Origin of the sequence: Bradyrhizobium sp. AZCC 1693, assembly GCF_036924745.1 — a bacterium.
Taxonomy (GTDB): domain Bacteria; phylum Pseudomonadota; class Alphaproteobacteria; order Rhizobiales; family Xanthobacteraceae; genus Bradyrhizobium.
This window is the reverse complement of the sequence record NZ_JAZHSD010000001.1, coordinates 1448782-1474005: the sequence shown is the minus strand read 5'-3', so window position 1 is coordinate 1474005 and position 25224 is coordinate 1448782. Positions and strand designations below refer to the sequence as shown.

Genomic DNA, 25224 nt, shown 5'->3' with positions numbered 1-25224 from the left:
CAACACTTTTTCGGGTTCTGCGGATGCGTCAAACGCGGGCGGACCCCTCAAGTCGGCTTGTCTTGCGCCCTTTGTTGCGCTGCGCTAAGCCAAGAATAATTCCAATCAACGAATCTGCGGCCAAATCCGCAGGAAAAGGCACCGCCGATGACCGGCATCCTGCAAAATTACCTTCCACTTGTGGTGTTTATCGGGGTGGCGAGCCTGATCGGTCTGGCGCTCCTGATCGCCCCGTTCCTGGTCGCGTTCCAGCAGCCGGACCCGGAAAAGCTCTCCGCCTATGAATGCGGATTCAACGCATTCGACGACGCCCGCATGAAGTTCGACGTCCGCTTCTATCTGGTGGCGATCCTCTTCATCATTTTCGACCTCGAAGTGGCGTTCCTGTTCCCGTGGGCGGTCGCGTTCGGCAAGCTCGGCGCCACCGGCTTCTGGTCAATGATGGTGTTTCTCGCCGTCCTCACGGTCGGCTTTGCTTATGAGTGGAAGAAAGGCGCGCTCGAATGGGATTGAGCCAGACAGTAACTTCCGCGTCTTCGCCGGTGATCGCGCCGGCGCCGAAGGGTATTCTCGATCCCGCCACCGGCAGGCCGGTCGGCGCCAATGATCCGTATTTCCTCGAGGTCAACCACGAGCTCTCGGACAAGGGTTTCTTCGTTGCCGCCGCCGACGACCTGATCACCTGGGCGCGCACGGGCTCGCTGATGTGGATGACGTTCGGTCTCGCCTGCTGCGCGGTCGAGATGATGCAGGTGTCGATGCCGCGCTACGACATCGAGCGCTTCGGGTTTGCGCCGCGCGCCTCGCCGCGGCAGTCCGATGTGATGATCGTCGCGGGCACGCTGACCAACAAGATGGCGCCGGCGCTGCGCAAGGTTTACGACCAGATGCCCGAGCCGCGCTACGTCATCTCGATGGGGTCGTGCGCCAACGGCGGCGGCTACTATCACTATTCCTACTCGGTCGTGCGCGGCTGCGACCGCATCGTGCCGATCGACATCTACGTGCCCGGATGCCCGCCGACGGCGGAGGCGCTGCTCTACGGCGTGCTGCTGCTGCAGAAGAAGATCCGGCGCATCGGGACCATCGAACGCTAAGGTTTTTGGCAATGGACGACGGTAAGCTCGACGCTCTTGGGCAGACGATTGTTAGCGCGCTTGGCGGCGCGGCCAGCGCCCATTCGGTCGCGTTCAACCAACTCACCATTACGGTCGAGGCCGGCAAGATCGTCGAGGTCATGAAGTACCTGCGCGACGATCCTTCGCTGCGTTTCGTCAACTTCACCGACGTCACGGCTGTGGACTATCCCAGCCGAGAGAAACGCTTCGACGTGGTCTATCATCTGCTGTCGCCGACGCTGAACGAGCGCATTCGCGTGCGCGCCGAAGCGGACGAGACCACGCAAGTGCCGTCGATCATCGACGTGTTTCCCGGCGCCGACTGGTTCGAGCGCGAGGCCTACGATCTCTACGGCGTGATCTTCACCGGCCATCCCGACATGCGCCGCCTGCTGACCGATTACGGTTTCGACGGCCATCCGCTGCGCAAGGATTTCCCGCTCACCGGCTTCGTCGAGGTGCGCTACGACGACCAGGAGAAGCGGGTGCTCTACGAGCCCGTTCGCCTCAACCAGGAATTCCGCAAATTCGATTTCCTCTCGCCATGGGAAGGCGCGGACTATCCGCTGCCCGGCGATGAGAAGGCTGAACCGAAGGCCTGACCATGAACGAACAACCGCAAAACCTTCGCAATTTTACCATCAACTTTGGGCCGCAGCATCCGGCCGCGCATGGTGTGTTGCGCCTGGTGCTAGAGCTCGACGGCGAAGTTGTCGAGCGCGTCGATCCGCATATCGGCCTGCTGCATCGCGGCACCGAAAAGCTGATCGAGCAGAAGACCTATCTGCAGGCGATCCCGTATTTCGACCGGCTCGATTACGTAGCGCCGATGAATCAGGAGCATGCGTTTTGTCTCGCAGCCGAGAAGCTGCTCGGCATCACCGTGCCGCGCCGCGGCCAGTTGATCCGCGTGCTCTATTGCGAGATCGGCCGCATCCTGTCGCATCTTCTCAACGTCACCACGCAGGCGATGGACGTCGGCGCCTTGACTCCGCCGCTGTGGGGCTTTGAAGAGCGCGAAAAGCTGATGGTGTTCTATGAGCGCGCCTCCGGCTCGCGCATGCATGCGGCCTATTTCCGCGTCGGCGGCGTGCATCAGGACCTGCCGCCAAAACTGATCGACGACATCGAGGCGTGGTGCGACCCGTTCCTGCAGGTCGTCGCTGATCTCGAAACGCTTCTGACCGGCAACCGGATCTTCAAGCAGCGCAACGTCGATATCGGCGTGGTGACGCTGCAGCAGGCCTGGGAGTGGGGCTTCTCCGGCGTGATGGTGCGCGGCTCGGGCGCGGCCTGGGACCTGCGCAAGGCGCAGCCCTACGAATGCTACGCCGAGATGGATTTCGACATTCCGATCGGCAAGAACGGCGACTGCTACGACCGCTACTGCATCCGCATGGAAGAGATGCGCCAGTCCGTGCGCATCATGAAGCAGTGCATCGCGAAATTGCGCGCGCCGGACGGGCAGGGCCCGGTCGTCGTCGAGGACAACAAGATCGCGCCGCCCCGCCGCGGCGAGATGAAGCGCTCGATGGAAGCCCTCATCCATCACTTCAAGCTCTATACCGAGGGCGTGCACGTGCCGGCCGGCGAGGTCTATGCCGCGGTCGAAGCGCCGAAGGGCGAGTTCGGCGTCTATCTGGTCTCGGACGGCAGCAACAAGCCCTACAAGTGCAAAATCCGCGCGCCGGGCTTTGCCCATCTGCAGGCGATGGATTTCATCTGCCGCGGCCATCTGCTCGCCGACGTCTCGGCGATTCTCGGCTCGCTCGACATCGTGTTTGGAGAGGTCGATCGGTGATGGCGCAGGCGCCCATCCAGTTTGACCGGGCTTCGGGCGCGCTCGTAGGCGCGAACGCGTGGGAGCGTTTGGCCGCGGTTGCGCTGGTGCTGGGATCAAAGGTGGCGTCGAACTTTTCGCACCGCGGCTACAACATGTGCGCGAACCTGTTGCGCACGACGCTTCCGGAGCGCGGCATCCAGATCAAACTCAATCCCGACGCCGTCTTCGAATTTCCCTACGGCGACGGCTACTGGAGCAAGCTGCTCAACCGCACCTACAGTTACGAGAACGAACTCGAACTGCTGTTTCAGGACTCCGCCGACGTCGACTACACGCTGCTCGATTGCGGCGCCAATTACGGCTACTGGTCGGTCCTGGTATCGAGCAAGCCGTTCGGTTCGCACAAGGCGATCGCGATCGAGCCGTCGGGGCAGAATTTTCCAAAACTTGCCAACAACGCCAGGATCAACCGCAATCGATTCGAGGCCATGAAATGCGCGATCGGCGCTGCGCGCGGCACCGCGCGTCTGTCCGGCACCAAGCATGAGGCCTTCAGCATCGCCGGCGACCAGTCGGCCGGCGAGGAAGTGCCGGTCATTGCGCTCGACAACCTGCTGGACGACGGCAAGATCGCGCCCGGCGGCAAATATCTGATCAAGCTCGACGTCGAAGGCGTCGAGATCGAGGCCATGAAGGGCGGCGCGCGGCTGATGCAGGCCGACAGCGTGTTGCTGTGCGAGGAGCATGGCAACGACCCCGCGCACACCGTGTCGCGCTACATCCTCGATCAGACCCCGCTGAAGCTGATCGTCTACGATCCGCGCAGCCATCGCCTTGAAACCGTGACCGATCTTTCGATCCTCGACCGGATCAAGGTTTCAACCCATGTCGGCTACAACGTGTTCGGCACCGCAAGCGCATTCTGGCTCGCCCGGATCGATGCGCTCAATGCGAAGACCGCGCACCGCGTGCAATGAGAGACTGAACGATGTCCGTCCGCCGCCTCGCCCCGAAGGAATTGCAGCCCGCGAGCTTCACGTTCACGGATGAGAATCTCGCCTGGGCGAAAGCGCAGATCGAGAAGTATCCGCCGGGACGGCAGGCGTCAGCGGTAATTGCGATCCTGTGGCGCGTGCAGGAACAGCATGAGGGATGGGTGTCGGAAGCCGCGATCCGCGCCGTCGCCGACCTCCTCGAAATGCCCTACATCCGCGTGCTGGAAGTGGCGACCTTCTACACCATGTTCCAGCTTCAGCCGGTCGGCAAGAAGGCCCATGTGCAGGTCTGCGGCACTACGCCGTGCCGCCTGCGCGGCGCCGAGGACATCATCAAGGTGTGCCAGAGCCGCATCCATCACGAGCCGTTCCATCTCTCGAAGGACGGCAATTTCAGCTGGGAAGAGGTCGAGTGCCTGGGCGCCTGCGTGAACGCGCCGATGGTGCTCATCTGGAAGGACACCTACGAGGACCTGACCAAGGAAAACTTTGGCAAGGTGCTGGACGGTTTTGCGTCAGGCAAGCCGCCGAAGCCGGGACCGCAGATCGACCGTCAGTTCTCGGCGCCGGTGGGCGGGCCGACGACGCTGAAGGAAACCACATGACGCGTAACGGCACATTGCCCGTGATCGGGCAGGGAAGGGTCAGCGCGATGAAGAACTGGCGCTATATCGGCATGCACGCCGTCGCGGCGGCCGCGTTCATTTTTCTGCTGCAGCGCTACGCGCTGAGCGCAACGCTCGAATCCAGCCTGCTGTGGGCGCTGACCTTCGGCGGATGCGCCGCGGGCCTCGCTTACGCGCAATCCAATCGTTGATCCGCTAGGAAGCTTCAAGTCATGCTCGACGACAAGGATCGCATCTTCAAGAACCTCTACGGCCTCCACGATTGGGGGCTTGAAGGCGCGCGCCGCCGTGGCGCGTGGGACGGCACCAAGGCGATCATCGACAAGGGCCGCGACTGGATCATCAACGAGATGAAGGCCTCAGGGCTCCGCGGCCGCGGCGGGGCCGGATTCCCGACCGGGCTGAAATGGTCGTTCATGCCCAAGGAATCCACCGACGGGCGGCCGAGCTATCTCGTGGTCAACGCCGACGAATCCGAACCCGGCACCTGCAAGGACCGCGAGATCATGCGGCACGATCCGCATCTGCTCGTGGAAGGCTGCCTGCTGGCGAGCTTCGCGATGGGCGCGCATGCCTGCTACATCTATGTGCGCGGCGAGTTCATCCGCGAGCGCGAGCATCTGCAGGCCGCGATCGATCAGGCCTATGACGCCAAGCTGGTCGGCAAGGACAACCTTAATGGCTGGCCGTTCGACATCTATGTCGCGCACGGCGCCGGCGCCTATATCTGCGGCGAAGAGACCGCGCTCCTGGAGAGCCTTGAAGGCAAGAAGGGCCAGCCCCGGCTGAAACCGCCGTTCCCGGCCAATGTCGGCCTCTATGGCTGCCCGACCACCGTCAACAACGTCGAATCCATTGCGGTTGCTCCCGACATCCTGCGACGTGGCGCGGCGTGGTTCGCCGCGATCGGACGGCCGAACAATGTGGGCACAAAGCTGTTTTGTGTCTCCGGCCATGTCGAGCGGCCCTGCAACGTCGAAGAGGCGATGGGGATTCCGTTCCGCGAGCTAATCGAGCGGCATTGCGGCGGCATTCGCGGCGGCTGGGACAACCTGAAGGCCGTGATCCCCGGCGGCTCGTCGGTGCGCATGGTGCCGGCCGAGCAGATTATCGACACGCCGATGGACTTCGACAGCCTCGGCAAGCTGCGCTCCGGCCTCGGTACCGCCGCCGTGATCGTGATGGACAAGTCGACCGACCTGATCCGGGCGATCGCGCGCATCTCCTATTTCTACAAGCACGAGAGCTGCGGCCAGTGCACGCCGTGCCGCGAAGGCACGGGGTGGATGTGGCGCGTGCTGACCCGCATGGCCGAAGGCCGCGCCCACAAGCGCGAAATCGACATGCTGCTGGAAGTGACCAAACAGGTCGAGGGCCACACCATCTGCGCGCTCGGCGACGCCGCGGCCTGGCCGATCCAGGGCCTGATCGCGCATTTCCGTCACGAGATCGAGGCGCGCATCGACCAGTATTCGCACAAGGCCGATATCGACGATATCGGCGTCCGCGATCCCGTGAACATGGTCGCGGCGGAGTAGAAGCAATGACCAAACTGATCATCGACGGCAAAGAGATCGATGTGCCTGCGGAATTCACGCTGCTGCAGGCCTGCGAGGCCGCGGGCGCCGAAATTCCGCGCTTCTGCTACCACGAGCGGCTGTCGATCGCCGGCAATTGCCGTATGTGCCTCGTCGAGATCAAGGGCGGCCCGAAGCCGGTCGCGAGCTGTGCCTGGGGCGTGCGTGACTGCCGGCCCGGCCCGAAGGGCGAGCCGCCGGAAATTTCGACGCGTTCGCCGATGGTGAAGAAGGCGCGCGAAGGCGTGATGGAGTTTCTGCTGATCAACCACCCGCTGGATTGCCCGATCTGCGACCAGGGCGGCGAGTGCGATCTGCAGGACCAGGCGATGGGCTACGGCGTCGATACCTCGCGCTTCGCCGAGAACAAGCGAGCCGTGGAAGACAAGTATCTCGGCGCGCTGGTCAAGACCTCGATGAACCGCTGCATCCAGTGCACGCGCTGCGTCCGCTTCTCCGCCGAAGTCGCCGGCGTCCCGGAAATGGGTGCCACCGGCCGCGGCGAGGACATGGAGATCACGACCTACCTGGAGCAGGCGCTGTCCTCGGAACTGCAGGGCAACCTCGTCGATATCTGCCCCGTCGGCGCGCTGACCTCGAAACCCTACGCCTTCGCCGCGCGTCCGTGGGAGCTGGGCAAGACGCAGTCGGTGGACGTCATGGACGGTGTCGGCTCCGCGATCCGCGTCGATACCCGCGGCCGCGAGGTGATGCGCATCCTGCCGCGCATCAACGAGGCCGTGAACGAGGAATGGATTTCCGACAAGACCCGCCACGTCGTCGACGGCCTGCGCACGCAGCGGCTCGACCGGCCCTACATCAGGGACAACGGCAAGTTCCGCGCCGCGTCATGGCAGGAAGCTTTTGCGGCGATATCGGCCAAGGTCAGGTTGAGCGACGGCAAGCGGATCGGCGCCATCGCCGGCGATCTGGCCGCGGTCGAGGAGATGTTCGCGTTCAAGGATCTCCTGGGCCAGTACGGTTCGACCAATCTGGCCGTGCAGGGCGGCGACGCCTTTGACGCCAAGGCGGGACGGGCGACCTGGATCTTCAATCCGACCATTGCCGGGATCGAGCAGGCCGATGCGCTCCTGATCATCGGCGCCAACCCGCGCAAGGAAGCCGCCGTCCTCAACGCGCGCATCCGCAAGCGCTGGCGCACCGGCCAGCTCAAGGTCGGCCTGATCGGCGCCAAGGCCGATCTCACCTACGATTACGACTATCTCGGCGCGGGCACCGATACGCTCAGCGAACTCGCGAGCGGCAAGCATTCCTTCACCGAGGTGCTGAAGGGCGCCAAGAACCCGATCGTGCTGGTCGGCGCCGGCTCGCTTTCGCGGCATGACGGCGCGGCGGTGCTGGCGCTGGCGGCCAAGGTCGCGGCGGGTGTCGGCGCGCTGAAGGACGGCTGGAACGGCTTTGCCGTGCTGCAGGACACCGCCTCGCGCGCGGGCGCGCTCGACATCGGCTTTGCGCCTGATAAGGGCGGCCTCAGCCTGGCGCAGATGACGACCTTCGGCACGCTCGACGTGCTGTTCCTGCTCGGCGCGGATGAAGTAAAAGTGCCCGACGGCACGTTTGTGGTCTATATCGGCACCCATGGCGACCGCGGCGCGCATCGCGCTGACGTCATCTTGCCGGGCGCGGCCTATACCGAAAAATCCGGCCTCTACGTCAACACCGAGGGCAGGGCGCAGATCGCCAGCCGCGCGGCGTTCCCGCCGGGCGAGGCGCGCGAGGACTGGGCGATCGTCCGGGCGTTGTCGGACGTTCTCGGCAAGAGGCTGCCCTATGATTCCCTCGGGGCGTTGCGCCAGGCCCTGTTCAAGGCCGTGCCGCATCTGATGCGGATCGACCAGATCGAGCCCGGCAAGGCCAGTGACGTCAAGGCGCTGGCGGGCAAGAAGAGCGGCAAGGTCGACAAGACCCCGTTCAAGAGTTCGGTTGAGGATTTCTATCTGACCAACCCGATCGCGCGGGCCTCGGCGGTGATGGCGGAATGTTCCCGGCTAGCGTCCGGGAAAATGCTGACGGCAGCGGAGTGAGCGTGACCTGATGGCTGAATTCTTCGCAAGCTCGTTCTGGACCGGTTTTCTCTGGCCGCTGATCGTGATGGTCGCGCAGAGCGTTCTGCTGCTCGTCGTGCTCTTGGTCGCGATCGCCTACATCCTGCTCGCCGATCGCAAGATCTGGGCAGCGGTGCAGATCCGCAGGGGTCCCAACGTCGTGGGCCCATGGGGCCTTTTGCAATCCTTCGCGGACTTGCTGAAGTTCGTGCTGAAGGAGCCGATCATCCCATCCGGCTCCAACAAGGGCGTGTTCCTGCTGGCGCCGCTGGTGTCCTGCGTGCTGGCGCTGGCGGCCTGGGCGGTGATCCCGATGGATCTCGGCTGGGTCATCTCCGACATCAACGTCGGCGTGCTCTACATCTTCGCGATCTCGTCGCTGTCGATCTACGGCATCATCATGGCCGGCTGGTCGTCGAACTCGAAATATCCGTTCCTGGCGGCGCTCCGCTCCGCGGCACAGATGGTCTCCTACGAAGTCTCGATCGGCTTCGTCATCATCACGGTGCTGCTGTGCGCCGGCTCGCTCAATCTCTCGGCCGTGGTGGAAGCGCAGAATGCCCGTGGCTTCGCCAGCCTGATCGGGCTGCCGCAGCTCACCATCCTGAACTGGTATGTGTGGCCGCTGTTCCCGATGTTCGTGGTGTTCTACGTCTCGGCGCTGGCCGAGACCAACCGTCCGCCGTTCGATCTGGTGGAAGCTGAATCCGAACTGGTCGCCGGCTTCATGGTCGAATACGGCTCGACGCCGTATCTGCTGTTCATGCTCGGCGAATATGTCGCGATCACCACGATGTGCGCGTTGGCGACGATCATGTTCCTCGGTGGCTGGTTGCCGCCGGTGGCGCTGCCGCCGTTCACCTGGATCCCAGGTGTGGTGTGGTTCGCGCTGAAAGTGTTCTTCATGTTCTTCATGTTCGCGATGGCGAAGGCGATCGTGCCGCGCTACCGCTACGATCAACTGATGCGGCTAGGCTGGAAAGTGTTCCTGCCGTTGTCGCTGGCGATGGTGGTGATTGTGGCCGGCGTGCTGCAATTCGCCGGCATCGCGCCGAAGTGAGGCCGTCATGAGTGTCAACGTCAACGCAACCGCCCGGGCGCTTCTGCTGAGCGAATTCGTATCGGCGTTCTTTCTCGCCATGCGCTATTTCTTCAAGCCGAAGCCGACGCTGAACTATCCCTTCGAGAAGGGAGCGATCTCGCCGCGCTTCCGCGGCGAGCATGCGCTGCGCCGTTATCCGAACGGCGAGGAGCGCTGCATCGCCTGCAAGCTGTGCGAGGCGATCTGCCCGGCGCAGGCGATCACGATCGAGGCCGGCCCGCGCCGCAACGACGGCACCCGCCGCACGGTGCGCTACGACATCGATATGGTGAAATGCATCTATTGCGGCCTGTGCCAGGAAGCCTGCCCGGTCGATGCCATCGTCGAGGGACCGAATTTCGAATTCGCGACCGAGACCCGCGAGGAACTCTATTATGACAAGGCGAAACTGCTCGCCAATGGCGACCGCTGGGAGCGCGAGATTGCGAAAGCAATCGAACTCGACGCGCCGTACCGGTGAGGTGAGGGCATGATTCAAATTTCCAGGTCATTCCGGGGCACGCGAAGCGACCCGGAATCTCGAGATTCCGGGTCTGGTTCTTCGGACCATCTCCGATGCGCAATTGCGCATCGGAGAATGACGGGGGGAACATTCGCATGATCCTTCCCGCGCTGTTCTTCTATCTGTTCGCCGGCGTCTGCGTGGCGTCGGCGGTCATGGTGATTGCCTCGCGCAATCCCGTGCACTCCGTGTTGTTCCTGATCCTGGCGTTCGTCAACGCGTCCGGCCTGTTCATCCTGATGGGTGCCGAGTTCCTCGGCATGATGCTGATCGTGGTCTATGTCGGCGCGGTCGCAGTACTGTTCCTGTTCGTGATCATGATGCTCGACGTCGATTTCACCGAGCTGCAAGAGGGTTTTCTGGAATATCTGCCGATCGGCCTTGTGATCGGTGGCATCTTCCTCGCCGAGCTGCTGCTGGTAGCGGGCGGATGGGTCATGAAGCCCGATACCGCCAAGCAGATCACGGCGGCGATCCCGACCAATGTCAGCAACACCGAGGCGCTCGGGCTGGTGCTCTACACGAAGTACATCCATTACTTCCAGATCGCCGGCATGGTGCTGCTGGTCGCCATGATCGGCGCGATCGTGCTGACGCTGCGCCACAAGGCGAAGGTCAAGCGGCAGGACATCAACGTGCAGAACGCGCGGACGCCGGAGCTCGCGATGGCCGTGCGCAAGGTGGCGTCGGGGCAGGGGCTGCAGGACGCGGACGCGGCGGAGTGGGTGAAATGACGATCGGTCTGGGGCACTATCTCGCGGTCGCCGCCATCCTGTTCACGATCGGGATTCTCGGCATCTTCCTGAACCGCAAGAACATCATCGTCATCCTGATGTCGATCGAGCTGATCCTGCTCGCGGTCAACATCAACCTGGTGGCGTTCTCGACCTTCCTCGGCGACATCGTTGGCCAGGTGTTCGCGCTCCTGGTGCTGACGGTCGCGGCGGCTGAAGCTGCGATCGGTCTGGCTGTACTCGTGGTCTATTTCCGCAACCGCGGTTCGATCGCGGTTGAAGACGTTAATTTGATGAAGGGCTAAAGCAGCTATGGTTCAGGCAATTGTCTTTCTGCCGCTGCTCGGCGCCATTCTGGCCGGCCTGATCGCGATCTTCGGCGCGCATGAGCGCAACCCGAGCGGCGATGAGGTCAAACATCATCACGACGGGCATGGAGCTCGCGCCCATGCGGCTGATGCCCATGACGATCATGCTCATGATGACCACGGCCATGACGACCATCACGTTTCCGAGCCGCCGGCGCAGGGCTCGCGCGCGGCGGAATTGATCACGACCGGCCTACTATTCGTTTCCGCGGCATTATCCTGGGTGACGCTGGTCGATGTCGGCTTCATGCACCACGACGCCCGGATTGCGCTGTTCCCGTGGATCAATTCCGGCGATCTGCAGGTGGCGTGGGCGCTGCGCGTCGACACGTTGACCGCCGTGATGCTGGTGGTGGTCAACACCATCTCTTCCCTCGTGCACCTCTATTCCATCGGCTACATGGACGAGGATCCGTATCGGCCCCGGTTCTTTGCCTATCTGTCGCTGTTCACCTTCGCGATGCTGATGCTGGTGACCGCGGACAACCTGGTCCAGCTGTTCTTCGGCTGGGAGGGCGTCGGTCTCGCCAGCTATCTCCTGATCGGCTTCTGGTACCACAAGCCCTCGGCGAACGCGGCGGCGATCAAGGCCTTCATCGTCAACCGCGTCGGCGATTTCGGTTTCGCGCTCGGCATCTTCGCCATCTTCATGCTGCTCAACACGACCGATTTCGAGACGATCTTCGCCGGTGCGCCGGGGCTGTCGGGCAAGACCATCAACTTCTTCGGCTGGCATGCCGATGCGCTGACGCTGACCTGCCTGTTGCTGTTCATGGGCGCGATGGGCAAATCGGCCCAGTTCCTGCTGCACACCTGGTTGCCGGACGCGATGGAAGGCCCGACGCCGGTTTCCGCGCTGATCCACGCCGCGACCATGGTGACGGCCGGCGTGTTCATGGTGGCGCGGCTGTCGCCGCTGTTTGAACTGGCGCCCAACGCGCAGGCCGTCGTCATGTTCTTCGGCGCCACCACCGCGTTCTTTGCCGCGACCGTCGGCCTCGTGCAGAACGACATCAAGCGCATCGTCGCCTATTCGACCTGTTCGCAGCTCGGCTACATGTTCGTGGCGATGGGGGCAGGGGCCTATTCGGTCGGCATGTTCCATCTGTTCACGCATGCCTTCTTCAAGGCGCTGCTGTTTTTGGGTTCCGGCTCGGTGATCTACGCGATGCATCACGAGCAGGACATCCGCAACATGGGGGGCTTAAAGGACAAGATCCCCTACACCTACAGCGTGATGGTGATCGGCACCCTGGCGCTGACCGGCTTCCCGCTCACGGCCGGCTATTTCTCCAAGGACGCGATCATCGAGTCCGCCTATGTCGCGCATAACCCGTTCGCGTATTACGGCTTCGCGATGACGGTGGTCGCAGCGGGCCTGACGTCATTCTATTCGTGGCGCCTGATCTTCAAGACGTTCCACGGTGAGCCGCACGACCAGCACCATTACGACGCGGCACATGAAGCGCCGATGTGGATGCTGGTCCCGATCGGCATCCTCGCCGCAGGCTCCATCCTGGCCGGCTACCCGTTCAAGGAAGTGTTCGCGGGCCATGGCGTGGAAGAGTTCTTCCGCGAGTCGCTCAAGATGCACCCGCACATCATCGACGAGATGCACCACATCTCGCCGATCGTCGCGTTCCTGCCGACGGTGATGATGGTGGTGGGCTTCCTGGTGTCGTGGCTGTTCTACATCCGCCGGCCGTATCTGCCGGTCGAACTCGCCAACCAGCACCAGATGCTCTACCAGTTCCTGCTCAACAAATGGTATTTCGACGAGCTCTATGAGTTCATCTTCGTCCGCCCGGCGAAGTGGCTCGGCCGCTTCCTGTGGAAGAAGGGCGATGGCATGGTCATCGACGGCTTCGGCCCGGATGGCGTTTCGGCGCGCGTGCTCGATGTCACCCGCAATGTCGTGAAGATCCAGACCGGGTACCTCTATCACTATGCTTTTGCGATGCTGATCGGGGTCGCGGGGCTGATCACCTGGTTCATGTTCGGCTTGGGGGCCCAGTGATGACAACCTGGCCGATTCTTTCCGTCGTCACCTTCCTGCCGGTCATCGGCGCGCTGGCGATCTATTTCACCCGCGGTGACGACGAGGCCGCGCGGCGCAATGCGCGCTGGATCGCGCTGTGGACCACGCTGGTCACCTTTGCGGTGTCGCTGATCCTGGTCTGGCGTTTCGACGCCGCCAACCCGGACTTCCAGTTCGTCGAAAAGGCGAACTGGCTCGCCAGCGGCATCACCTATCACATGGGCGTCGACGGCATTTCGCTGCCGTTCGTGATCCTGACCACCGCCCTGATGCCGTTCTGCATCATCGCGAGCTGGAAATCGGTCACGATGCGCGTGCGCGAATACATGATGGCGTTCCTGCTCTTGGAAACGCTGATGGTCGGCACGTTTTCGGCGCTCGACCTCGTGCTGTTCTACCTGTTCTTCGAGGGCGGCCTGATTCCGATGTTCCTGATCATCGGCGTCTGGGGCGGCCCGCGCCGGGTCTACGCGTCATTCAAGTTCTTCCTCTACACGCTGCTCGGCTCGGTTTTGATGCTGCTGGCGATCATGGCGCTGTACTGGAATGCCGGCACCACCGACATCCCGACCTTGATGCACACCGCCGTGCCGCGCTCGTTGCAGACCTGGGCGTGGCTGGCGTTCTTTGCTTCGTTCGCCGTGAAGATGCCGATGTGGCCGGTGCACACCTGGCTTCCCGATGCGCACGTCGAGGCGCCGACGGCGGGCTCGGTGATCCTGGCCGCGATCCTCCTGAAGATGGGCGGCTACGGCTTCCTGCGGTTCTCGCTGCCGATGTTTCCGCTGGCATCGCAGGATTTTGCGCCGCTGATCTTCTCGCTGTCGGTGATCGCCATCGTCTACACCTCGCTGGTGGCCTTGATGCAGGAAGACATCAAGAAGCTGATCGCCTATTCGTCAGTGGCTCACATGGGCTTCGTCACCATGGGCATCTTCGCTGGCACCACGCAGGGCGTGGCCGGCGGCGTGTTCCAGATGGTGTCGCATGGCATCGTTTCGGGCGCCCTGTTCCTGTGCGTCGGCATCGTCTACGACCGCATGCACACCCGCGAGATCACGGCCTATGGCGGCCTTGTCAACCGGATGCCGCTCTACGCGCTGGTGTTTATGGTGTTCACCATGGCCAATGTCGGGTTGCCCGGCACTAGCGGCTTCGTCGGCGAATTCATGACGCTGGTCGGCACCTTCAAGGTCTCGATCCCGACGGCGACCTTTGCCACGCTCGGGGTGATCCTGTCGGCGGCCTATGCGCTGTGGCTCTATCGCAAGGTGGTGTTCGGTGCGCTGACCAAGCCGTCGCTCGCCAGCATCAAGGACCTGACGTTCCGCGAGAGCCTGACGCTGTTCCCGCTGGTCGCGCTGACCATCCTGTTCGGCGTCTATCCGAAGCCGGTGCTCGACATGTCGGCGGCCTCGGTCCAGCAACTCGTCAACAATTACAATGCCGCCGTGACTGCCGTGAAGGCAGCTGCGCTGGTCGTCCAGTAAGGCCACCGCCATGAGCTTCTCGAGTGCAGGTTATCAGTTGCTGCCGGTGCTGCCGGAGCTGGTGCTGGCCGTCGGCGCCATGGCGCTGCTGATGCTGGGTGCCTATCGCGGCGAGGGGACGACCAGGCTCGTCACCACGCTTGCGGTGGTGCTGTTGGTCGTGACTGGTGGGCTGGTACTGATGCTGCCGGCCGGCAAGCTCACGACCTTCGGCGGCAGCTTCATCGTCGATGATTTTGCGCGCTTCCTGAAGATCCTTGCGATCATCGGCTCGGCGGTGACGCTGATCCTGTCGACGGAGTTTTTATCCGACCCGTCGCGGCGGATTTTCGAGTATTCGATCCTGGTACTGCTCTCCACCCTCGGCATGATGGTGCTGATCTCGGCCGCCGACCTGATCATGCTCTATCTCGGCCTCGAGCTGATGTCGCTTGCGCTCTACGTGGTCGCCACCTCTAACCGCGATAACGCCAAGTCCACCGAGGCCGGCCTGAAGTATTTTGTGCTCGGCGCGCTGTCCTCGGGCATGCTGCTGTACGGCGCCTCGCTGATCTACGGCTTCACCGGCACGGTCGATTTTGCCGGCATCGCCGCCGCAGTGAAGACCGGTAGCGTCGGCATCGTGTTCGGCCTCGTATTCCTGCTGGCCGGGCTCTGCTTCAAGGTGTCCGCCGTGCCGTTCCACATGTGGACGCCCGACGTCTATGAAGGCGCGCCGACGCCCGTCACGGCCTTCTTTGCCTCCGCCCCGAAGGTCGCAGCCCTTGCGGTGTTCACCCGCGTGACGTTGACCGCGTTTCCCGGCATCGTCCCGCAATGGCAGCAGATCCTCGTCTTCGTCGCCATCGCCTCGATGGCGCTGGGTTCGTTCGCCGCCATCGGGCAGAAGAACATCAAGCGCCTGATGGCCTATTCATCGATCGGCCATATGGGCTTTGCGCTGGTCGGGCTCGCCTCCGGCACGGTGGAGGGCGCGCAGGGCGTGCTGGTCTATATCGCGATCTATGTCGCGATGACGCTCGGCACCTTCGCGGTCATCCTTTCCATGAAGCGCGATGGTCAGCCGATGGAGCAGATCAGCGATTTCTCAGGCCTGTCGCGCACCAATCCGATGCTGGCTTTCTTTTTCGCCATGCTGCTGTTCTCGCTGGCCGGCATTCCGCCGCTCGCGGGCTTCTTTGCCAAATGGTACGTCTTCGTGGCCGCAATCAAGGCGGGCCTGTTCACGCTTGCCGTCATCGGCGTGCTGACCAGCGTCGTGGGCGCGTTCTATTATCTCACCATCATCAAGGTGATGTATTTCGACGAGCCGGCCGGCCAGATCGAGCCGATGCGCATCGAACTGCGCACGGTGCTGGCGGTGGCCGGTATCTTCAACACCTTCTTCTTCGTCTATCCGGGGCCGCTGGTCAGCGTCGCCACGGCGGCGGCGAAGTCGCTGTTCTAGGATGACCTTCACGCTCGGCCCCAAAGCCAGATCGGCGGGCTACGGTCTCGCCGCCTTCGACCAGATCGGTTCGACCAACGCCGAAGCCATGTCACGCGCCCGCGATGGCGAGCGCGGCCCAACCTGGTTTGTGACAACGGAACAAGCGGCCGGCCGCGGCCGCCGGCAACGCCCCTGGGTCGCGCCCCGCGGTAACCTTGCCAGCAGCATTCTCGAAGTCATGGACGTGTCGCCGGCGGTTGCGGCGACGCTAGGCTTTGCCGCGGGGCTTTCGCTGGAAAGCGCGCTGCAGAAGCTCAGCATCGAAGCCAATCTGCGGCGGGCCGGGGCGGGCCCGATAAAATACGCCCTGAAATGGCCCAACGACGTCATGGCGGATGGGCAGAAGCTTGCGGGCATCCTGCTGGAGGCCGAGGCCGTGGCCGGCAATCGCCTGGCCGTGGTGGTCGGCATCGGCACCAACGTCATTGCCGCGCCCGAGGGCACGCCGACGCCGGCGACCTCGCTGGCTGCGCTCGGCGTTCAGATCGGCGCGGAAGAACTATTCGCGGCGCTCTCGGACGCCTGGGTCGAATTCCGCGGCATCTGGGACAGTGGCCGCGGCTTTGCCGACATCCGAAAACTGTGGCTGGAGCGCGCCTTTGGCCTCGGCGAGCGGGTTGCGATCCGGACGGGAACCGCAACCGTCGAAGGCGCGTTCGATACCATCGATGAATCCGGCTGCCTGATCGTTCGTACAGCCGAGGGCAAGCGCGCGGCCGTCACCGCGGGCGAAGTCTATTTCGGCGCCGCGGCGTCAGTGGGAGCGGCCTGATGGCGCGGCCGGATGAACTGACCTTTGCGCCGCTCGGCGGCGTCGGTGAGATCGGCATGAACCTGTCGATCTACGGGCTCGGCAACCGCAATCAGCGCTCCTGGCTCGCGGTCGATCTCGGCGTCTCCTTCGGCGACGAGGAGCATCTGCCGGGCATCGACCTCATCATGCCCGACATCCGCTTCCTGGAGAAGGAGCGCAAGAACCTGATGGGCCTCGTGCTGACGCATGCTCATGAGGATCATTTCGGCGCGATTATCGACCTCTGGCCGAAGCTGCAATGCAAGGTCTATGCGACCAAGTTCAGCGCCGCTTTGTTCGAGGCCAAATGCGCCGCCGAGCGCAACCCGCCGAAGATCCCCGTCACCGTGGTGCCGTCGGGCGGCCGCGTCGAACTTGGGCCGTTCACCGTCGAGTTCATCCCCGTCGCCCATTCGATTCCGGAATCGCATGCGCTGGCGATCCACACTCACGCCGGCACGGTGCTCCACACCGGCGACTGGAAGATCGACCCGACGCCGATCATCGGCCTGCCGACCGATGAGCGGCGGCTGCGCGAACTTGGCGATGCTGGCGTGCTGGCGCTGGTCGGGGATTCCACCAACGCGGTGCGGGAAGGGCGCTCGCCCTCCGAAACCGAGGTTGCCGCCACCATCGCCAAGCTGGTGAAGGCGGCCAAGGGCCGGGTCGCCGTCACGACCTTCGCCTCCAACGTCGCGCGCGTGAAAGCGGTGGCGGATGCCGCCAAAGCCGCCGATCGCGAGGTGGTGGTGGTCGGCCGCGCCATGGAGCGCGTGGTGCAGGTCGCCCGCGAGACCGGCTATCTCGACGGCGTGCAGAATTTCCGTGGCGCCGATTATTACGGGCATTTCCCGCCGGACAAGGTGCTGGCGCTGTGCACCGGCAGCCAGGGCGAGCCGCGGGCGGCGCTGGCTCGGATCGCCAATAACGACCATCCGCAGGTGACGCTGAACAAGGGCGACAGCGTGATCTTTTCCTCGCGCACCATCCCCGGCAATGAGAAGGCGGTCGGCGCGATCATCAACGGGCTGGTGGTGCAGGGCATCGAGGTCATCACCGACCGCACCGATCTCGTCCACGTCTCTGGCCATCCGCGCCGCGACGAACTGCGCGACATGATCTCATGGGTGCGCCCGCAGATCCTGATCCCCGTCCATGGCGAGGCGCTGCACCTCTCCGAGCACGCCCGTCTGGCGCGCACCGCCGGCGTGCCGAAGGTGTTGACCTGCCGCAATGGCGATCTGGTCAAGCTCGGGCCCGGCGATCCCGGCATCATCGACGAACTACCGTCGGGGCGGCTCTACAAGGACGGCAATATCCTGGAGGATTCCAAGTCCCGCGCCGTGGTCGAGCGGCGGCGGATGGGGTTTGCCGGCTGCGCCTTTGTGGCGATCGCCGTGACCGACAAGGGCGAACTGGCCGACGATCCCGAGGTTGATCTCGTCGGCGTCCCCGAGAAGAATGCGGCCGGCGAGGTGATCGACGAAATCGTGTTCGATACGGTGGTTTCCACGGTGGAAAACCTGCCGCGGGCGCGGCGGCGCGATGCGGACGCCACGGCGGAATCGGTGCGCCGCGCGGTGCGGGCCGTCATCAACGAGCAGTGGGGCAAGAAGCCGATTTGCCTCGTTCATGTTCTGACGGTTTGAGGTAAAAGCATTTTCTGACCGAGCGGACATGCCGGGAAGATGCAGGAAGCAGGGAGTGGAGTGTCATGCTGGGCCGGCTCAATCATGTTGCGATCGCGGTCAAGGATGCGGAAAAGGCTGCCAGGATCTATGGCGGCGCGTTCGGGGCTGAAATCTCCGGCGCGGTGGCGCTGCCGGAGCATGGCGTCATCACGGTATTCGTGACCCTGCCCAACACCAAGATCGAGTTCATCCAGCCGCTCGGCGAGGCCTCGCCGATTGCGAAATTCGTCGAGCGCAACGCCGACGGTGGCATCCATCACATCTGCTATGACGTGCCCGACATCATCGCGGCACGCGACAAGCTTGTCAGCGAGGGCGCGCGCGTCCTCGGCGACGGCGTGCCGAAGATCGGCGCCCACGGCAAGCCGGTGCTGTTTTTCCACCCGAAGGATTTTTCGGGCGCGCTGGTCGAAATCGAACAGGCCTGAACCCCATGGCTTACAGCGTCTCCACATCTCTGGCGATCTACTTCGTGCTCTGGTGGGTCGTGCTGTTCGTGACGCTGCCGTTCGGCGTCCGCAGCCAGCACGAGGACGGCGAGGGCGCGCCCGGCACCGATCCCGGGGCGCCAGTGATGGCGCGGATGGGCTGGAAGCTGCTGTGGACCACGCTGATCTCGGCCGTGGTTTTCGGCATCGGTATGTGGGCGTATCACCAAGGCTATCTGAACATCGAGCGGCTGTCGAAGCTGATGGGGCTGCCGTTTTAGGGTTTCGATCTGGCGGGGGAGAGAAATGACCGTTCAACGCATCCTGATGGCGCTCGTGGTCCTGCTCGCGGCCGGCCTTGCGGGATCGTTCTATATGAACTGGAAGACGCTGGGGCAGCTTCGGACGGTGAAAGCTTTTGTCGAGGGCTCGGTCTTCGCCGACGCGGTAGCGGCCTGTGAGAGGGCGCAGAGCACCACCCCATTCAAATGGACCGTCGGCAAGCAGACCGCCGTCATCGGCGTGAGTTCGGTCAAGCTCGACAAGGACACGATCCTGCCGAGCTACACGCTGGTCGCCGATAGCGTCTTTTGCGATTATGATCCGGTCAAGAAAAAGGCCAATATCGGATCGAATTTCCTGGAACGGGAGTGAACCGCGCCTCCCGCACCGGCAGGGGGGGCAGAGGGGATGAGTTCACAGCAGCGATCGTCGGCTGGTCCACGGCAGGACGAATATCGAATTCTTCATGAAGCCGATCTGCGGGGTTACCTCGCGAGGCTTCCGTCGGTCGCGGCCCGGCTTGGCGGCGCTCCCGCTTCCTGGTCGATCAGCGAGGTCGGCGACGGCAATCTCAATCTCGTGTTCATCGTCAAAGGGGCCGCGGGCGGCATCGCCGTCAAGCAGGCGCTGCCTTACGTACGCCTCGTCGGCGAGAGCTGGCCGCTGCCGCTGTCGCGCTCGCATTACGAATATCTGGCGCTGACGCATCAGGCGCGGCTGGCGCCCGGGCTGGTGCCCGCGGTGCTGCACCACAACGAGGGGCTCGCGCTCGTCGTCATGGAGTTGATCGAGCCTCATATCATCATGCGCAAGGGGCTGATTGACGGCATGCTCTACCCGCGCTTTGTCGGGGACATCGCGACCTTTCTGGCGCGCACGCTGTTTTTCTCTTCCGACCTCGCGCTTCCTGCTGCCAGGAAGAAGGAGGAGATCGCGGCATTCGCAGGCAACCATGCGCTGTGCAAGATCACCGAAGACCTGATCTTCACCGATCCTTACCGCGTGGCCGAGCAGAACCGCTGGACGCAGCCTTGGCTCGATGCGACAGCGGCCGCTTTCCGCGAAGACCTCGACCTGCACGCCGCGATTTCGCGCCTCAAGCACAAGTTCCTGAACGCGCCGGAAGCGCTGATCCACGGCGACCTCCACACCGGCTCGATCATGGTGACGGAAGGCTCGACTGTCGTGATCGATCCCGAATTCGCGTTCTACGGACCGATGGGGTTCGATATCGGTGCCGTCATCGCCAATCTCCTGATGAGCTATCTGGCCTCCGCCGGTCATGAACGTTCGCCGGGCGGACGGCGGCTGTTTGAGGTCTGGGTGCTGGAAACGATCGAAAACGTCTGGACGGAGTTCGCCCGCGAGTTCCTCGAGCTCTGGCGGACGGAAGCCCACGGCGACGCCTACCCCCAGACGCTGTTTCCCGGCGCGGCCGGTGCGGCGCGTCTGGAGGCCGAGCGGCAGGCCTATATGGAGCGGCTGTTCGGCGACACCGTGGGATTTTCGGCCGCAAAAATCATCCGCCGCATTCTCGGGCTGGCGCACAATGCCGATTTCGAACTGATCGAGGATCCAAAGCAGCGGGCCATTTGCGAGGCGCGCAGCCTGCGGCTCGCGCGTGCCATGATGGTGGATACGGCTTCGTTCGGCAGCATCGGCGCCGTGACGAAGGCGGCGTGGGAAGCACGCGACTGGCAGCCCGACTTTCCCAATGAGAGCCGCCACTGAGGGGCCGGCATCCGCAAACCTTCGCGGATGTCATGCGCTGGATATGATCCTGACGGGCAGGGGCGTTTCCGGCGAGGACGCTCACCGCATGGGCCTGGTCAATCGGCTGGTCCCGTCCGGCCAGGCGCTGGCCGAGGCGCTGGCCATGGCCCACAAACTCTCGACGCTTCCGCAAGCAGCCATGCGCAGTGACAGAATGTCTTGTTACGAACAGTGGCCGCTCGCTGTACGTGACGCGTTGCTCAATGAATTTCAACATGGGATGGCAACCATCAAATCCCGCGAGATGATCGGCGGGTTGCAACGCTTTGCGTCGGGAGATTAGCGCCAGATCTGTCCACCTGAGCCGCTTCACGTCCGGCCGCCAGAGCGTGCCCATTTTACCGTCTCTCCCTGGACGCGGCAGGTCTGGCATGTCCGCGCGCCCGTGGTCTGACGCGTCGATAGGCGGCAAGGTGAGGGCCGATTCCACCCTTTGCCGGGCTCCATGACAGAATCAAAACCGACTGCGACCGGGCGGATTGCACCCGCGGGTCTGATGTTCCTCGCGATCACCTCGGTGGGCTGGGGTTTTAACTGGCCCGTCACGAAATATCTGCTGAGCGAGCTGCCGCCGCTGACGCTGCGCGGCACGACCGGCGTGATCGGCGCTGCGCTCTTGGCGGTGCTGGCGCTGGCGCGCTCCCAGAGCCTGAATGTCGAGCGGCATTTGTGGCCGCGGCTGATGCTGGCGGCGCTGCTCAACGTCACGGGCTGGATGGTGCTGATGGGGCTGGCCCTGCTGTGGCTGCCGGCGAGCGAGGCGGCGCTGATCGCCTACACCATGCCGGTATGGGCCTCGCTTTTGGCCTGGCCGGTGCTCGGCGAGCGGCCGACCATTTTGCGCACGGTGGCGCTAGTGATGGCATTCGCCGGGCTTGCCGCCATCATGGGCGGTAACGGCTTTAGCGCGACGGCTGCAAAACTGCCGGGCATGGTGATGGCGCTCGGCGGCGCGCTCGGCTTTGCGCTCGGCACCGTGCTGGCGAAGAAGCTGCCGGTGCCGCTGCCGCCGATCCCGGCCGCGGCCTGGCAGATCGGTCTTGGTTGTTTCCCGATCGTCATCATCGGCTTCGCCATCGAGACCTCGCATATCGATGACGTGACGCAGCTCGGCTGGTGGTTGCTGATTTATTCGACGGTAATCCAGTTCTGCATCGCTTATGTGAGCTGGTTTGCGGCACTCGCGCGCCTGCCGGCCTCGGTCGCCGCGATCGGCACCATGGCGGTGCCTGTCATCGGCGTCGTCGCATCCGCGATCGCGCTCGGCGAGCCGCTCGGGCTGACGCAGATCGTGGCGCTGGTGTTCACACTGGCCGGCGTGGTGCTGGCGACAAGGTCGTAGAAGCAATTGCTCCCTTGCGTCAGTCAGGCTGCACCATCGTGGACCGGTCCGCTCTCGGCCCGGGGGCCGCGCGAACGAACCTAACTTGGAAAGCATGCTTGCGCGGTTAGCGTTAAGGGCGAGAGATTGAGAACTGCCGGAAACTGAAAGGCATGGCTTGCACTTACCTGATTGCCACAAGCCGGCGTCGAGTAGGTGAAAGTCTGTGAAGGGAGAGTGAGGCCGAACGCTTGCTGGGCAGCGTAGCTGGTAATAGCGCCTGGATTGCTATTAGGGCAAAGCGTGGAATCGACGCTTGCACAGCGCGCCGCCATTTCGGCCCCGTGTTGCAGGCCGATCTGGGTCCACAACAGCAGCCCAAACTCGATGATTCCAAATATGAACAGTAAGAAAACCGGAGCGGTCAACGCGAATTCGAGCGCTGTAGTTCCGCGATTGTCGCGCCATATCGTTGTGAGCTTCACTGCAGCCTCGCCGTGGACTGCGCGTTGAAGCCGTAGGTGCTAGCAACGATCTGATAATTGATGAGCGTATAATACGTCGCCTGCGCCGAAACTTTGGCATATGTTCCGGCCACTGCGCCGCTCGAGCAGACTGTACCGCAGCTCACGGTGCTGACCCCTGTGCTCGTCGGGCAGCCACAAAACTGAACCGGCTCGGGTGATGCAGAGATCGCGGAGGAATTCGTGGCGCTGGTCACGGCGTTGGAGATGCCGGTCTTGTTAAAGCCGCGCGCAATGGCGTACTGAGCCCCAGCCTGCGCAACATTCTCAACTTGCATCTTGCGGTAGACGGCGAGACCGATATCCGTCACCGAGACCACCATCAGGGAGAATAGCGGGATCATGATTGCGAATTCGATCGCCGCGGCGCCGCCTGTACCGCGCAGGGCGTTTCGAAAAAGGCGATGAAGTGTGCCAAATGGTCGGAATCGGGTATGGCATGACGAGTTTCGAGCGCTCATGTGAGGCAACCTCATTGAACCAGTTGCGCGGTCAGTGTGCCGATGGCCGCGGTGCCAAGCGCGGAGCAATTGACCTGAACATTTGACATGCCGGTGAAGGTGACAGTATCGGCGATGATTTTTGTGCAGGAGGTGGTCGTGCCATTTCCGCCGCTGAAGCTTAGGTTCGCTTTTGGCAGGTAAATGGCGCCACCGAAATTCTGCGTGCCGCCGCCCGTCAGATTGAAGGCCGTACCTGCGGGCATTTTGCGGTCGCCATACAGGACAATGCCTTGCGTCGTTCCTGAGGTTGGCGCCGTCAGATCAATGATCGCATTGCTGCCGATCGAAGCTGTGCCCCAGCTGCTGCCCGAACCTGTAAAGACCAGGGTCACGCCTGTACCCGTGATCGTGGCATTGCCCGCCACGCTCAGGTTCGCTCCGTCCAAGTAGTAAATCCCAGGGTCCAGGTTTAGCGTCGCTCCTGCATTAACGGTGATATCGCCGCGATAACAACCCGGGCTGAGGTAGTTGGTCTTGCCATTGGCGTTCACGGTGATCTTGGCGCTGGTGCAACTCGGCTGCGAGGGTGGGGATACGTTCGCGTAGGGATCAGCGATCGGCTGCACATGAGTGCGGATGCCGTTGGTTGCCGTGATGTTGCCCGCCCCCGACACGTCGCCAACTACGCCGACCTGATTGGCAGAAACCGTGGCACTGCCGCTGACGTTCAGCGATGGACTTGCGCTTGAGTTGCTGTAGAGATTGCAGTTGATCAAATTAAGCTTATTGCTGCCGCTTACATTCACAGCAGGGCTGGCAGTCGAGTTGAGGGCTAGCACACAGCCCGATCCGGAATTTTGTAGGGCCACCGCGCGCGCCGTGATGAGCACGGGATCGGATCCGAATAGCGAGGACAAGAGCCGTTGCTGCGGCTGGCTGACGATGACTTCAACGGCCTGCCCGTTCGAAGCATAGTTGCCCGTCTTCGGTGGCTGGTTGACGGTTATGGTGACATTGTTCACCGCATTTGCGTAGCCATAGGTTGCGGTGACCGCATTGGCTTCAGCCATCAGGTTGCTGCCAGCGGTCGCTGCGCTCACCGCGCCAGAATCTGCCGCGCTCTGCATGTTCTTGTGCTTGTAGAGCCACCACCCGACCTCGGTGCCAAGGCTGGCGGCACCAACCAGGACGGGCATCATCAACGCAGAGAGGATCACATAGCTGCCCGATTCATCACGAATGAAGTGACGAAATAGATGGCCGCGGTTTTGGCGCTGACCAACTTGATCCTGCGACCATTGGTGTGGAATTCGGCCGATGCGGCTGCAGATATTTCCAAGGCTCATGACCTCTCCTGCGCGCAATTGCATAATTTTCCCGATACAGGTTGATGCAGTCGACTTAAGGAGGCTTCAATGAGGATCGGAAATTTTTAGCGGAAACACGCTAATTCACGCTTTGCAATGCAGCATTTGCCCGAGAACTTGCAAGCTATCGATGTGAGCCAGCGTTCAAGTATCAATAAGATTGTAACGTGAGAACGGCCGCTGCTGGCCGCAAATCGGATCTGGCCAAACCGGCGGCGGGCAGGCCGGTTCGTTCGTGGCGTCGACCGAGGAATCGAAGTTCAAGGAGACCATTCGTACAACTTCGGAGCACAGGCTGGGGCGCCGCCGCGCACCAGTCCAGTCAATCGTCGTGATCGGCGAAAGGTGGCAGGAGCCTGGGGGAGACCGGTCTAGAGCCGGATCGATTGAATCGGAACGCGGCGATCGATCGCTTCGCCGTATGGACCCTCTTTAGGTCGAGACTAGTGAAGCGCGCTCTTGGGAAGAGGGGGGCGCTCTTCCGCAGCGTCACAGACGTCTGCCGCAACAATCCCATCTTTGCGGTGCTGGGGCCGGCGGTCGTAACAGGCGAAGCGCAAAGCATGATGGCGTTGGAGTGCCACCAAGTGCGGTGAATACGATAGCATGCGTAGAGGACGAAATTGAGAACCCGTTGTGTGATTGTAATACCCCGCCATTTGCAGTAGGCATCGGGCGGAGTAATTCTGGTATACCTGTATCTGGTATAATACG

The 25224-nt window shown here is 62.9% G+C and carries 27 protein-coding genes; 24 read left to right on the top strand and 3 right to left on the bottom strand.

What is annotated here, in order from left to right; all coding sequences use genetic code 11:
- Window positions 1-147: 147 nt before the first annotated feature.
- The 24 genes from V1293_RS07275 to V1293_RS07160 all read left to right on the top strand — a co-directional run bounded on the left by V1293_RS07275 (window position 148) and on the right by V1293_RS07160 (window position 22197).
- Window positions 148-513, top strand: coding sequence for an NADH-quinone oxidoreductase subunit A (locus V1293_RS07275; protein ID WP_057856661.1), 366 nt, complete (start codon window positions 148-150; stop codon window positions 511-513).
- Window positions 504-1097 (top strand): NuoB/complex I 20 kDa subunit family protein, encoded by a 594-nt coding sequence (locus tag V1293_RS07270; RefSeq protein WP_334508029.1) that lies wholly within the window; start codon window positions 504-506, stop codon window positions 1095-1097. The genes V1293_RS07275 and V1293_RS07270 overlap by 10 nt, the downstream gene beginning before the upstream one ends.
- A gap of 11 nt (window positions 1098-1108) precedes the next feature.
- Window positions 1109-1720 carry an NADH-quinone oxidoreductase subunit C gene (locus tag V1293_RS07265; RefSeq protein ID WP_334508027.1) on the top strand — a complete coding sequence of 204 codons (612 nt, stop codon included), beginning with the start codon at window positions 1109-1111 and terminating at the stop codon, window positions 1718-1720.
- A 2-nt stretch (window positions 1721-1722) separates the two neighbouring features.
- Window positions 1723-2919: an NADH-quinone oxidoreductase subunit D gene (locus V1293_RS07260; RefSeq protein ID WP_334508025.1), complete on the top strand. Its 1197-nt coding sequence runs from the start codon at window positions 1723-1725 to the stop codon at window positions 2917-2919.
- Window positions 2919-3878: an FkbM family methyltransferase gene (locus V1293_RS07255; RefSeq protein ID WP_334508023.1), complete on the top strand. Its 960-nt coding sequence runs from the start codon at window positions 2919-2921 to the stop codon at window positions 3876-3878. Before V1293_RS07260 ends, V1293_RS07255 begins: the two co-directional genes overlap by 1 nt.
- Before the next feature lie 11 nt (window positions 3879-3889).
- The gene (gene nuoE / locus V1293_RS07250; RefSeq protein ID WP_334508021.1) at window positions 3890-4501 is read left to right on the top strand and encodes an NADH-quinone oxidoreductase subunit NuoE; all 612 of its coding nucleotides are present in this window, start codon (window positions 3890-3892) and stop codon (window positions 4499-4501) included.
- Window positions 4498-4713 (top strand): hypothetical protein, encoded by a 216-nt coding sequence (locus V1293_RS07245; protein WP_212419295.1) that lies wholly within the window; start codon window positions 4498-4500, stop codon window positions 4711-4713. Before nuoE ends, V1293_RS07245 begins: the two co-directional genes overlap by 4 nt.
- 21 nt (window positions 4714-4734) lie before the next feature.
- Window positions 4735-6060 carry an NADH-quinone oxidoreductase subunit NuoF gene (nuoF, locus tag V1293_RS07240; protein ID WP_334508016.1) on the top strand — a complete coding sequence of 442 codons (1326 nt, stop codon included), beginning with the start codon at window positions 4735-4737 and terminating at the stop codon, window positions 6058-6060.
- Between the two features lie 5 nt (window positions 6061-6065).
- The gene (gene nuoG / locus V1293_RS07235) at window positions 6066-8144 is read left to right on the top strand and encodes an NADH-quinone oxidoreductase subunit NuoG (protein ID WP_334508013.1); all 2079 of its coding nucleotides are present in this window, start codon (window positions 6066-6068) and stop codon (window positions 8142-8144) included.
- Window positions 8145-8154: 10 nt separating this feature from the next.
- Window positions 8155-9225, top strand: coding sequence for an NADH-quinone oxidoreductase subunit NuoH (gene nuoH / locus V1293_RS07230; protein WP_334508011.1), 1071 nt, complete (start codon window positions 8155-8157; stop codon window positions 9223-9225).
- 7 nt (window positions 9226-9232) lie between these two features.
- A complete protein-coding gene (gene nuoI / locus V1293_RS07225) occupies window positions 9233-9727 on the top strand; it encodes an NADH-quinone oxidoreductase subunit NuoI (RefSeq protein ID WP_247837164.1) in 495 nt (164 codons plus the stop codon).
- A 137-nt stretch (window positions 9728-9864) separates the two neighbouring features.
- Window positions 9865-10503: an NADH-quinone oxidoreductase subunit J gene (locus V1293_RS07220; protein WP_334508009.1), complete on the top strand. Its 639-nt coding sequence runs from the start codon at window positions 9865-9867 to the stop codon at window positions 10501-10503.
- Window positions 10500-10808 (top strand): NADH-quinone oxidoreductase subunit NuoK, encoded by a 309-nt coding sequence (gene nuoK, locus V1293_RS07215; protein ID WP_057840508.1) that lies wholly within the window; start codon window positions 10500-10502, stop codon window positions 10806-10808. Before V1293_RS07220 ends, nuoK begins: the two co-directional genes overlap by 4 nt.
- Before the next feature lie 7 nt (window positions 10809-10815).
- Window positions 10816-12888 carry an NADH-quinone oxidoreductase subunit L gene (gene nuoL / locus V1293_RS07210; protein WP_334508006.1) on the top strand — a complete coding sequence of 691 codons (2073 nt, stop codon included), beginning with the start codon at window positions 10816-10818 and terminating at the stop codon, window positions 12886-12888.
- Window positions 12888-14399 carry an NADH-quinone oxidoreductase subunit M gene (locus V1293_RS07205; protein WP_334508003.1) on the top strand — a complete coding sequence of 504 codons (1512 nt, stop codon included), beginning with the start codon at window positions 12888-12890 and terminating at the stop codon, window positions 14397-14399. The genes nuoL and V1293_RS07205 overlap by 1 nt, the downstream gene beginning before the upstream one ends.
- A 10-nt stretch (window positions 14400-14409) precedes the next feature.
- Window positions 14410-15846, top strand: a complete 1437-nt coding sequence (gene nuoN / locus V1293_RS07200) for an NADH-quinone oxidoreductase subunit NuoN (protein ID WP_334508000.1) — start codon at window positions 14410-14412, stop codon at window positions 15844-15846.
- 1 nt (window position 15847) lies between these two features.
- Window positions 15848-16660, top strand: coding sequence for a biotin--[acetyl-CoA-carboxylase] ligase (locus V1293_RS07195; protein ID WP_334507997.1), 813 nt, complete (start codon window positions 15848-15850; stop codon window positions 16658-16660).
- Complete coding sequence (locus V1293_RS07190) at window positions 16660-18330, top strand: ribonuclease J (protein ID WP_334507994.1); 1671 nt, start codon at window positions 16660-16662, stop codon at window positions 18328-18330. The genes V1293_RS07195 and V1293_RS07190 overlap by 1 nt, the downstream gene beginning before the upstream one ends.
- 65 nt (window positions 18331-18395) lie before the next feature.
- Window positions 18396-18800: a methylmalonyl-CoA epimerase gene (gene mce / locus V1293_RS07185; RefSeq protein WP_334507992.1), complete on the top strand. Its 405-nt coding sequence runs from the start codon at window positions 18396-18398 to the stop codon at window positions 18798-18800.
- 5 nt (window positions 18801-18805) lie between these two features.
- Entirely contained in the window at window positions 18806-19081 is a 276-nt protein-coding gene (locus V1293_RS07180) for a DUF1467 family protein (protein WP_334507991.1), read from the top strand.
- 25 nt (window positions 19082-19106) lie between these two features.
- Window positions 19107-19454, top strand: a complete 348-nt coding sequence (locus V1293_RS07175) for a hypothetical protein (protein WP_334507989.1) — start codon at window positions 19107-19109, stop codon at window positions 19452-19454.
- Between the two features lie 36 nt (window positions 19455-19490).
- Entirely contained in the window at window positions 19491-20813 is a 1323-nt protein-coding gene (gene mtnK / locus V1293_RS07170) for an S-methyl-5-thioribose kinase (protein WP_334507986.1), read from the top strand.
- Window positions 20797-21138, top strand: coding sequence for an enoyl-CoA hydratase-related protein (locus V1293_RS07165; RefSeq protein WP_334507984.1), 342 nt, complete (start codon window positions 20797-20799; stop codon window positions 21136-21138). The genes mtnK and V1293_RS07165 overlap by 17 nt, the downstream gene beginning before the upstream one ends.
- 162 nt (window positions 21139-21300) lie before the next feature.
- Window positions 21301-22197, top strand: a complete 897-nt coding sequence (locus V1293_RS07160) for a DMT family transporter (RefSeq protein WP_334507982.1) — start codon at window positions 21301-21303, stop codon at window positions 22195-22197.
- Between the two features lie 80 nt (window positions 22198-22277).
- Here V1293_RS07160 and V1293_RS07155 read toward each other — a convergent pair whose 3' ends face one another.
- Genes V1293_RS07155 through V1293_RS07145 form a run of 3 tightly spaced genes read right to left on the bottom strand, consistent with a single transcriptional unit; the run spans window position 22278 to window position 24489 of the window.
- Window positions 22278-22661: a TadE/TadG family type IV pilus assembly protein gene (locus tag V1293_RS07155; protein ID WP_334507980.1), complete on the bottom strand. Its 384-nt coding sequence runs from the start codon at window positions 22659-22661 to the stop codon at window positions 22278-22280.
- The gene (locus tag V1293_RS07150; protein ID WP_334507978.1) at window positions 22658-23161 is read right to left on the bottom strand and encodes a TadE/TadG family type IV pilus assembly protein; all 504 of its coding nucleotides are present in this window, start codon (window positions 23159-23161) and stop codon (window positions 22658-22660) included. The genes V1293_RS07155 and V1293_RS07150 overlap by 4 nt, the downstream gene beginning before the upstream one ends.
- 11 nt (window positions 23162-23172) lie before the next feature.
- A complete protein-coding gene (locus tag V1293_RS07145; RefSeq protein ID WP_334507976.1) occupies window positions 23173-24489 on the bottom strand; it encodes a TadE/TadG family type IV pilus assembly protein in 1317 nt (438 codons plus the stop codon).
- Window positions 24490-25224: the final 735 nt, after the last annotated feature.

Coding starts and splice junctions, on each gene's coding strand:
- V1293_RS07275 (WP_057856661.1), top strand. CDS start 148: ATGACCGGCATCCTGCAAAATTACCTTCCACTTGTGGTGTTTATCGGG.
- V1293_RS07270 (WP_334508029.1), top strand. CDS start 504: ATGGGATTGAGCCAGACAGTAACTTCCGCGTCTTCGCCGGTGATCGCG.
- V1293_RS07265 (WP_334508027.1), top strand. CDS start 1,109: ATGGACGACGGTAAGCTCGACGCTCTTGGGCAGACGATTGTTAGCGCG.
- V1293_RS07260 (WP_334508025.1), top strand. CDS start 1,723: ATGAACGAACAACCGCAAAACCTTCGCAATTTTACCATCAACTTTGGG.
- V1293_RS07255 (WP_334508023.1), top strand. CDS start 2,919: ATGGCGCAGGCGCCCATCCAGTTTGACCGGGCTTCGGGCGCGCTCGTA.
- nuoE (WP_334508021.1), top strand. CDS start 3,890: ATGTCCGTCCGCCGCCTCGCCCCGAAGGAATTGCAGCCCGCGAGCTTC.
- V1293_RS07245 (WP_212419295.1), top strand. CDS start 4,498: ATGACGCGTAACGGCACATTGCCCGTGATCGGGCAGGGAAGGGTCAGC.
- nuoF (WP_334508016.1), top strand. CDS start 4,735: ATGCTCGACGACAAGGATCGCATCTTCAAGAACCTCTACGGCCTCCAC.
- nuoG (WP_334508013.1), top strand. CDS start 6,066: ATGACCAAACTGATCATCGACGGCAAAGAGATCGATGTGCCTGCGGAA.
- nuoH (WP_334508011.1), top strand. CDS start 8,155: ATGGCTGAATTCTTCGCAAGCTCGTTCTGGACCGGTTTTCTCTGGCCG.
- nuoI (WP_247837164.1), top strand. CDS start 9,233: ATGAGTGTCAACGTCAACGCAACCGCCCGGGCGCTTCTGCTGAGCGAA.
- V1293_RS07220 (WP_334508009.1), top strand. CDS start 9,865: ATGATCCTTCCCGCGCTGTTCTTCTATCTGTTCGCCGGCGTCTGCGTG.
- nuoK (WP_057840508.1), top strand. CDS start 10,500: ATGACGATCGGTCTGGGGCACTATCTCGCGGTCGCCGCCATCCTGTTC.
- nuoL (WP_334508006.1), top strand. CDS start 10,816: ATGGTTCAGGCAATTGTCTTTCTGCCGCTGCTCGGCGCCATTCTGGCC.
- V1293_RS07205 (WP_334508003.1), top strand. CDS start 12,888: ATGACAACCTGGCCGATTCTTTCCGTCGTCACCTTCCTGCCGGTCATC.
- nuoN (WP_334508000.1), top strand. CDS start 14,410: ATGAGCTTCTCGAGTGCAGGTTATCAGTTGCTGCCGGTGCTGCCGGAG.
- V1293_RS07195 (WP_334507997.1), top strand. CDS start 15,848: ATGACCTTCACGCTCGGCCCCAAAGCCAGATCGGCGGGCTACGGTCTC.
- V1293_RS07190 (WP_334507994.1), top strand. CDS start 16,660: ATGGCGCGGCCGGATGAACTGACCTTTGCGCCGCTCGGCGGCGTCGGT.
- mce (WP_334507992.1), top strand. CDS start 18,396: ATGCTGGGCCGGCTCAATCATGTTGCGATCGCGGTCAAGGATGCGGAA.
- V1293_RS07180 (WP_334507991.1), top strand. CDS start 18,806: ATGGCTTACAGCGTCTCCACATCTCTGGCGATCTACTTCGTGCTCTGG.
- V1293_RS07175 (WP_334507989.1), top strand. CDS start 19,107: ATGACCGTTCAACGCATCCTGATGGCGCTCGTGGTCCTGCTCGCGGCC.
- mtnK (WP_334507986.1), top strand. CDS start 19,491: ATGAGTTCACAGCAGCGATCGTCGGCTGGTCCACGGCAGGACGAATAT.
- V1293_RS07165 (WP_334507984.1), top strand. CDS start 20,797: ATGAGAGCCGCCACTGAGGGGCCGGCATCCGCAAACCTTCGCGGATGT.
- V1293_RS07160 (WP_334507982.1), top strand. CDS start 21,301: ATGACAGAATCAAAACCGACTGCGACCGGGCGGATTGCACCCGCGGGT.
- V1293_RS07150 (WP_334507978.1), bottom strand. CDS start 23,161: ATGAGCGCTCGAAACTCGTCATGCCATACCCGATTCCGACCATTTGGC.
- V1293_RS07145 (WP_334507976.1), bottom strand. CDS start 24,489: ATGAGCCTTGGAAATATCTGCAGCCGCATCGGCCGAATTCCACACCAA.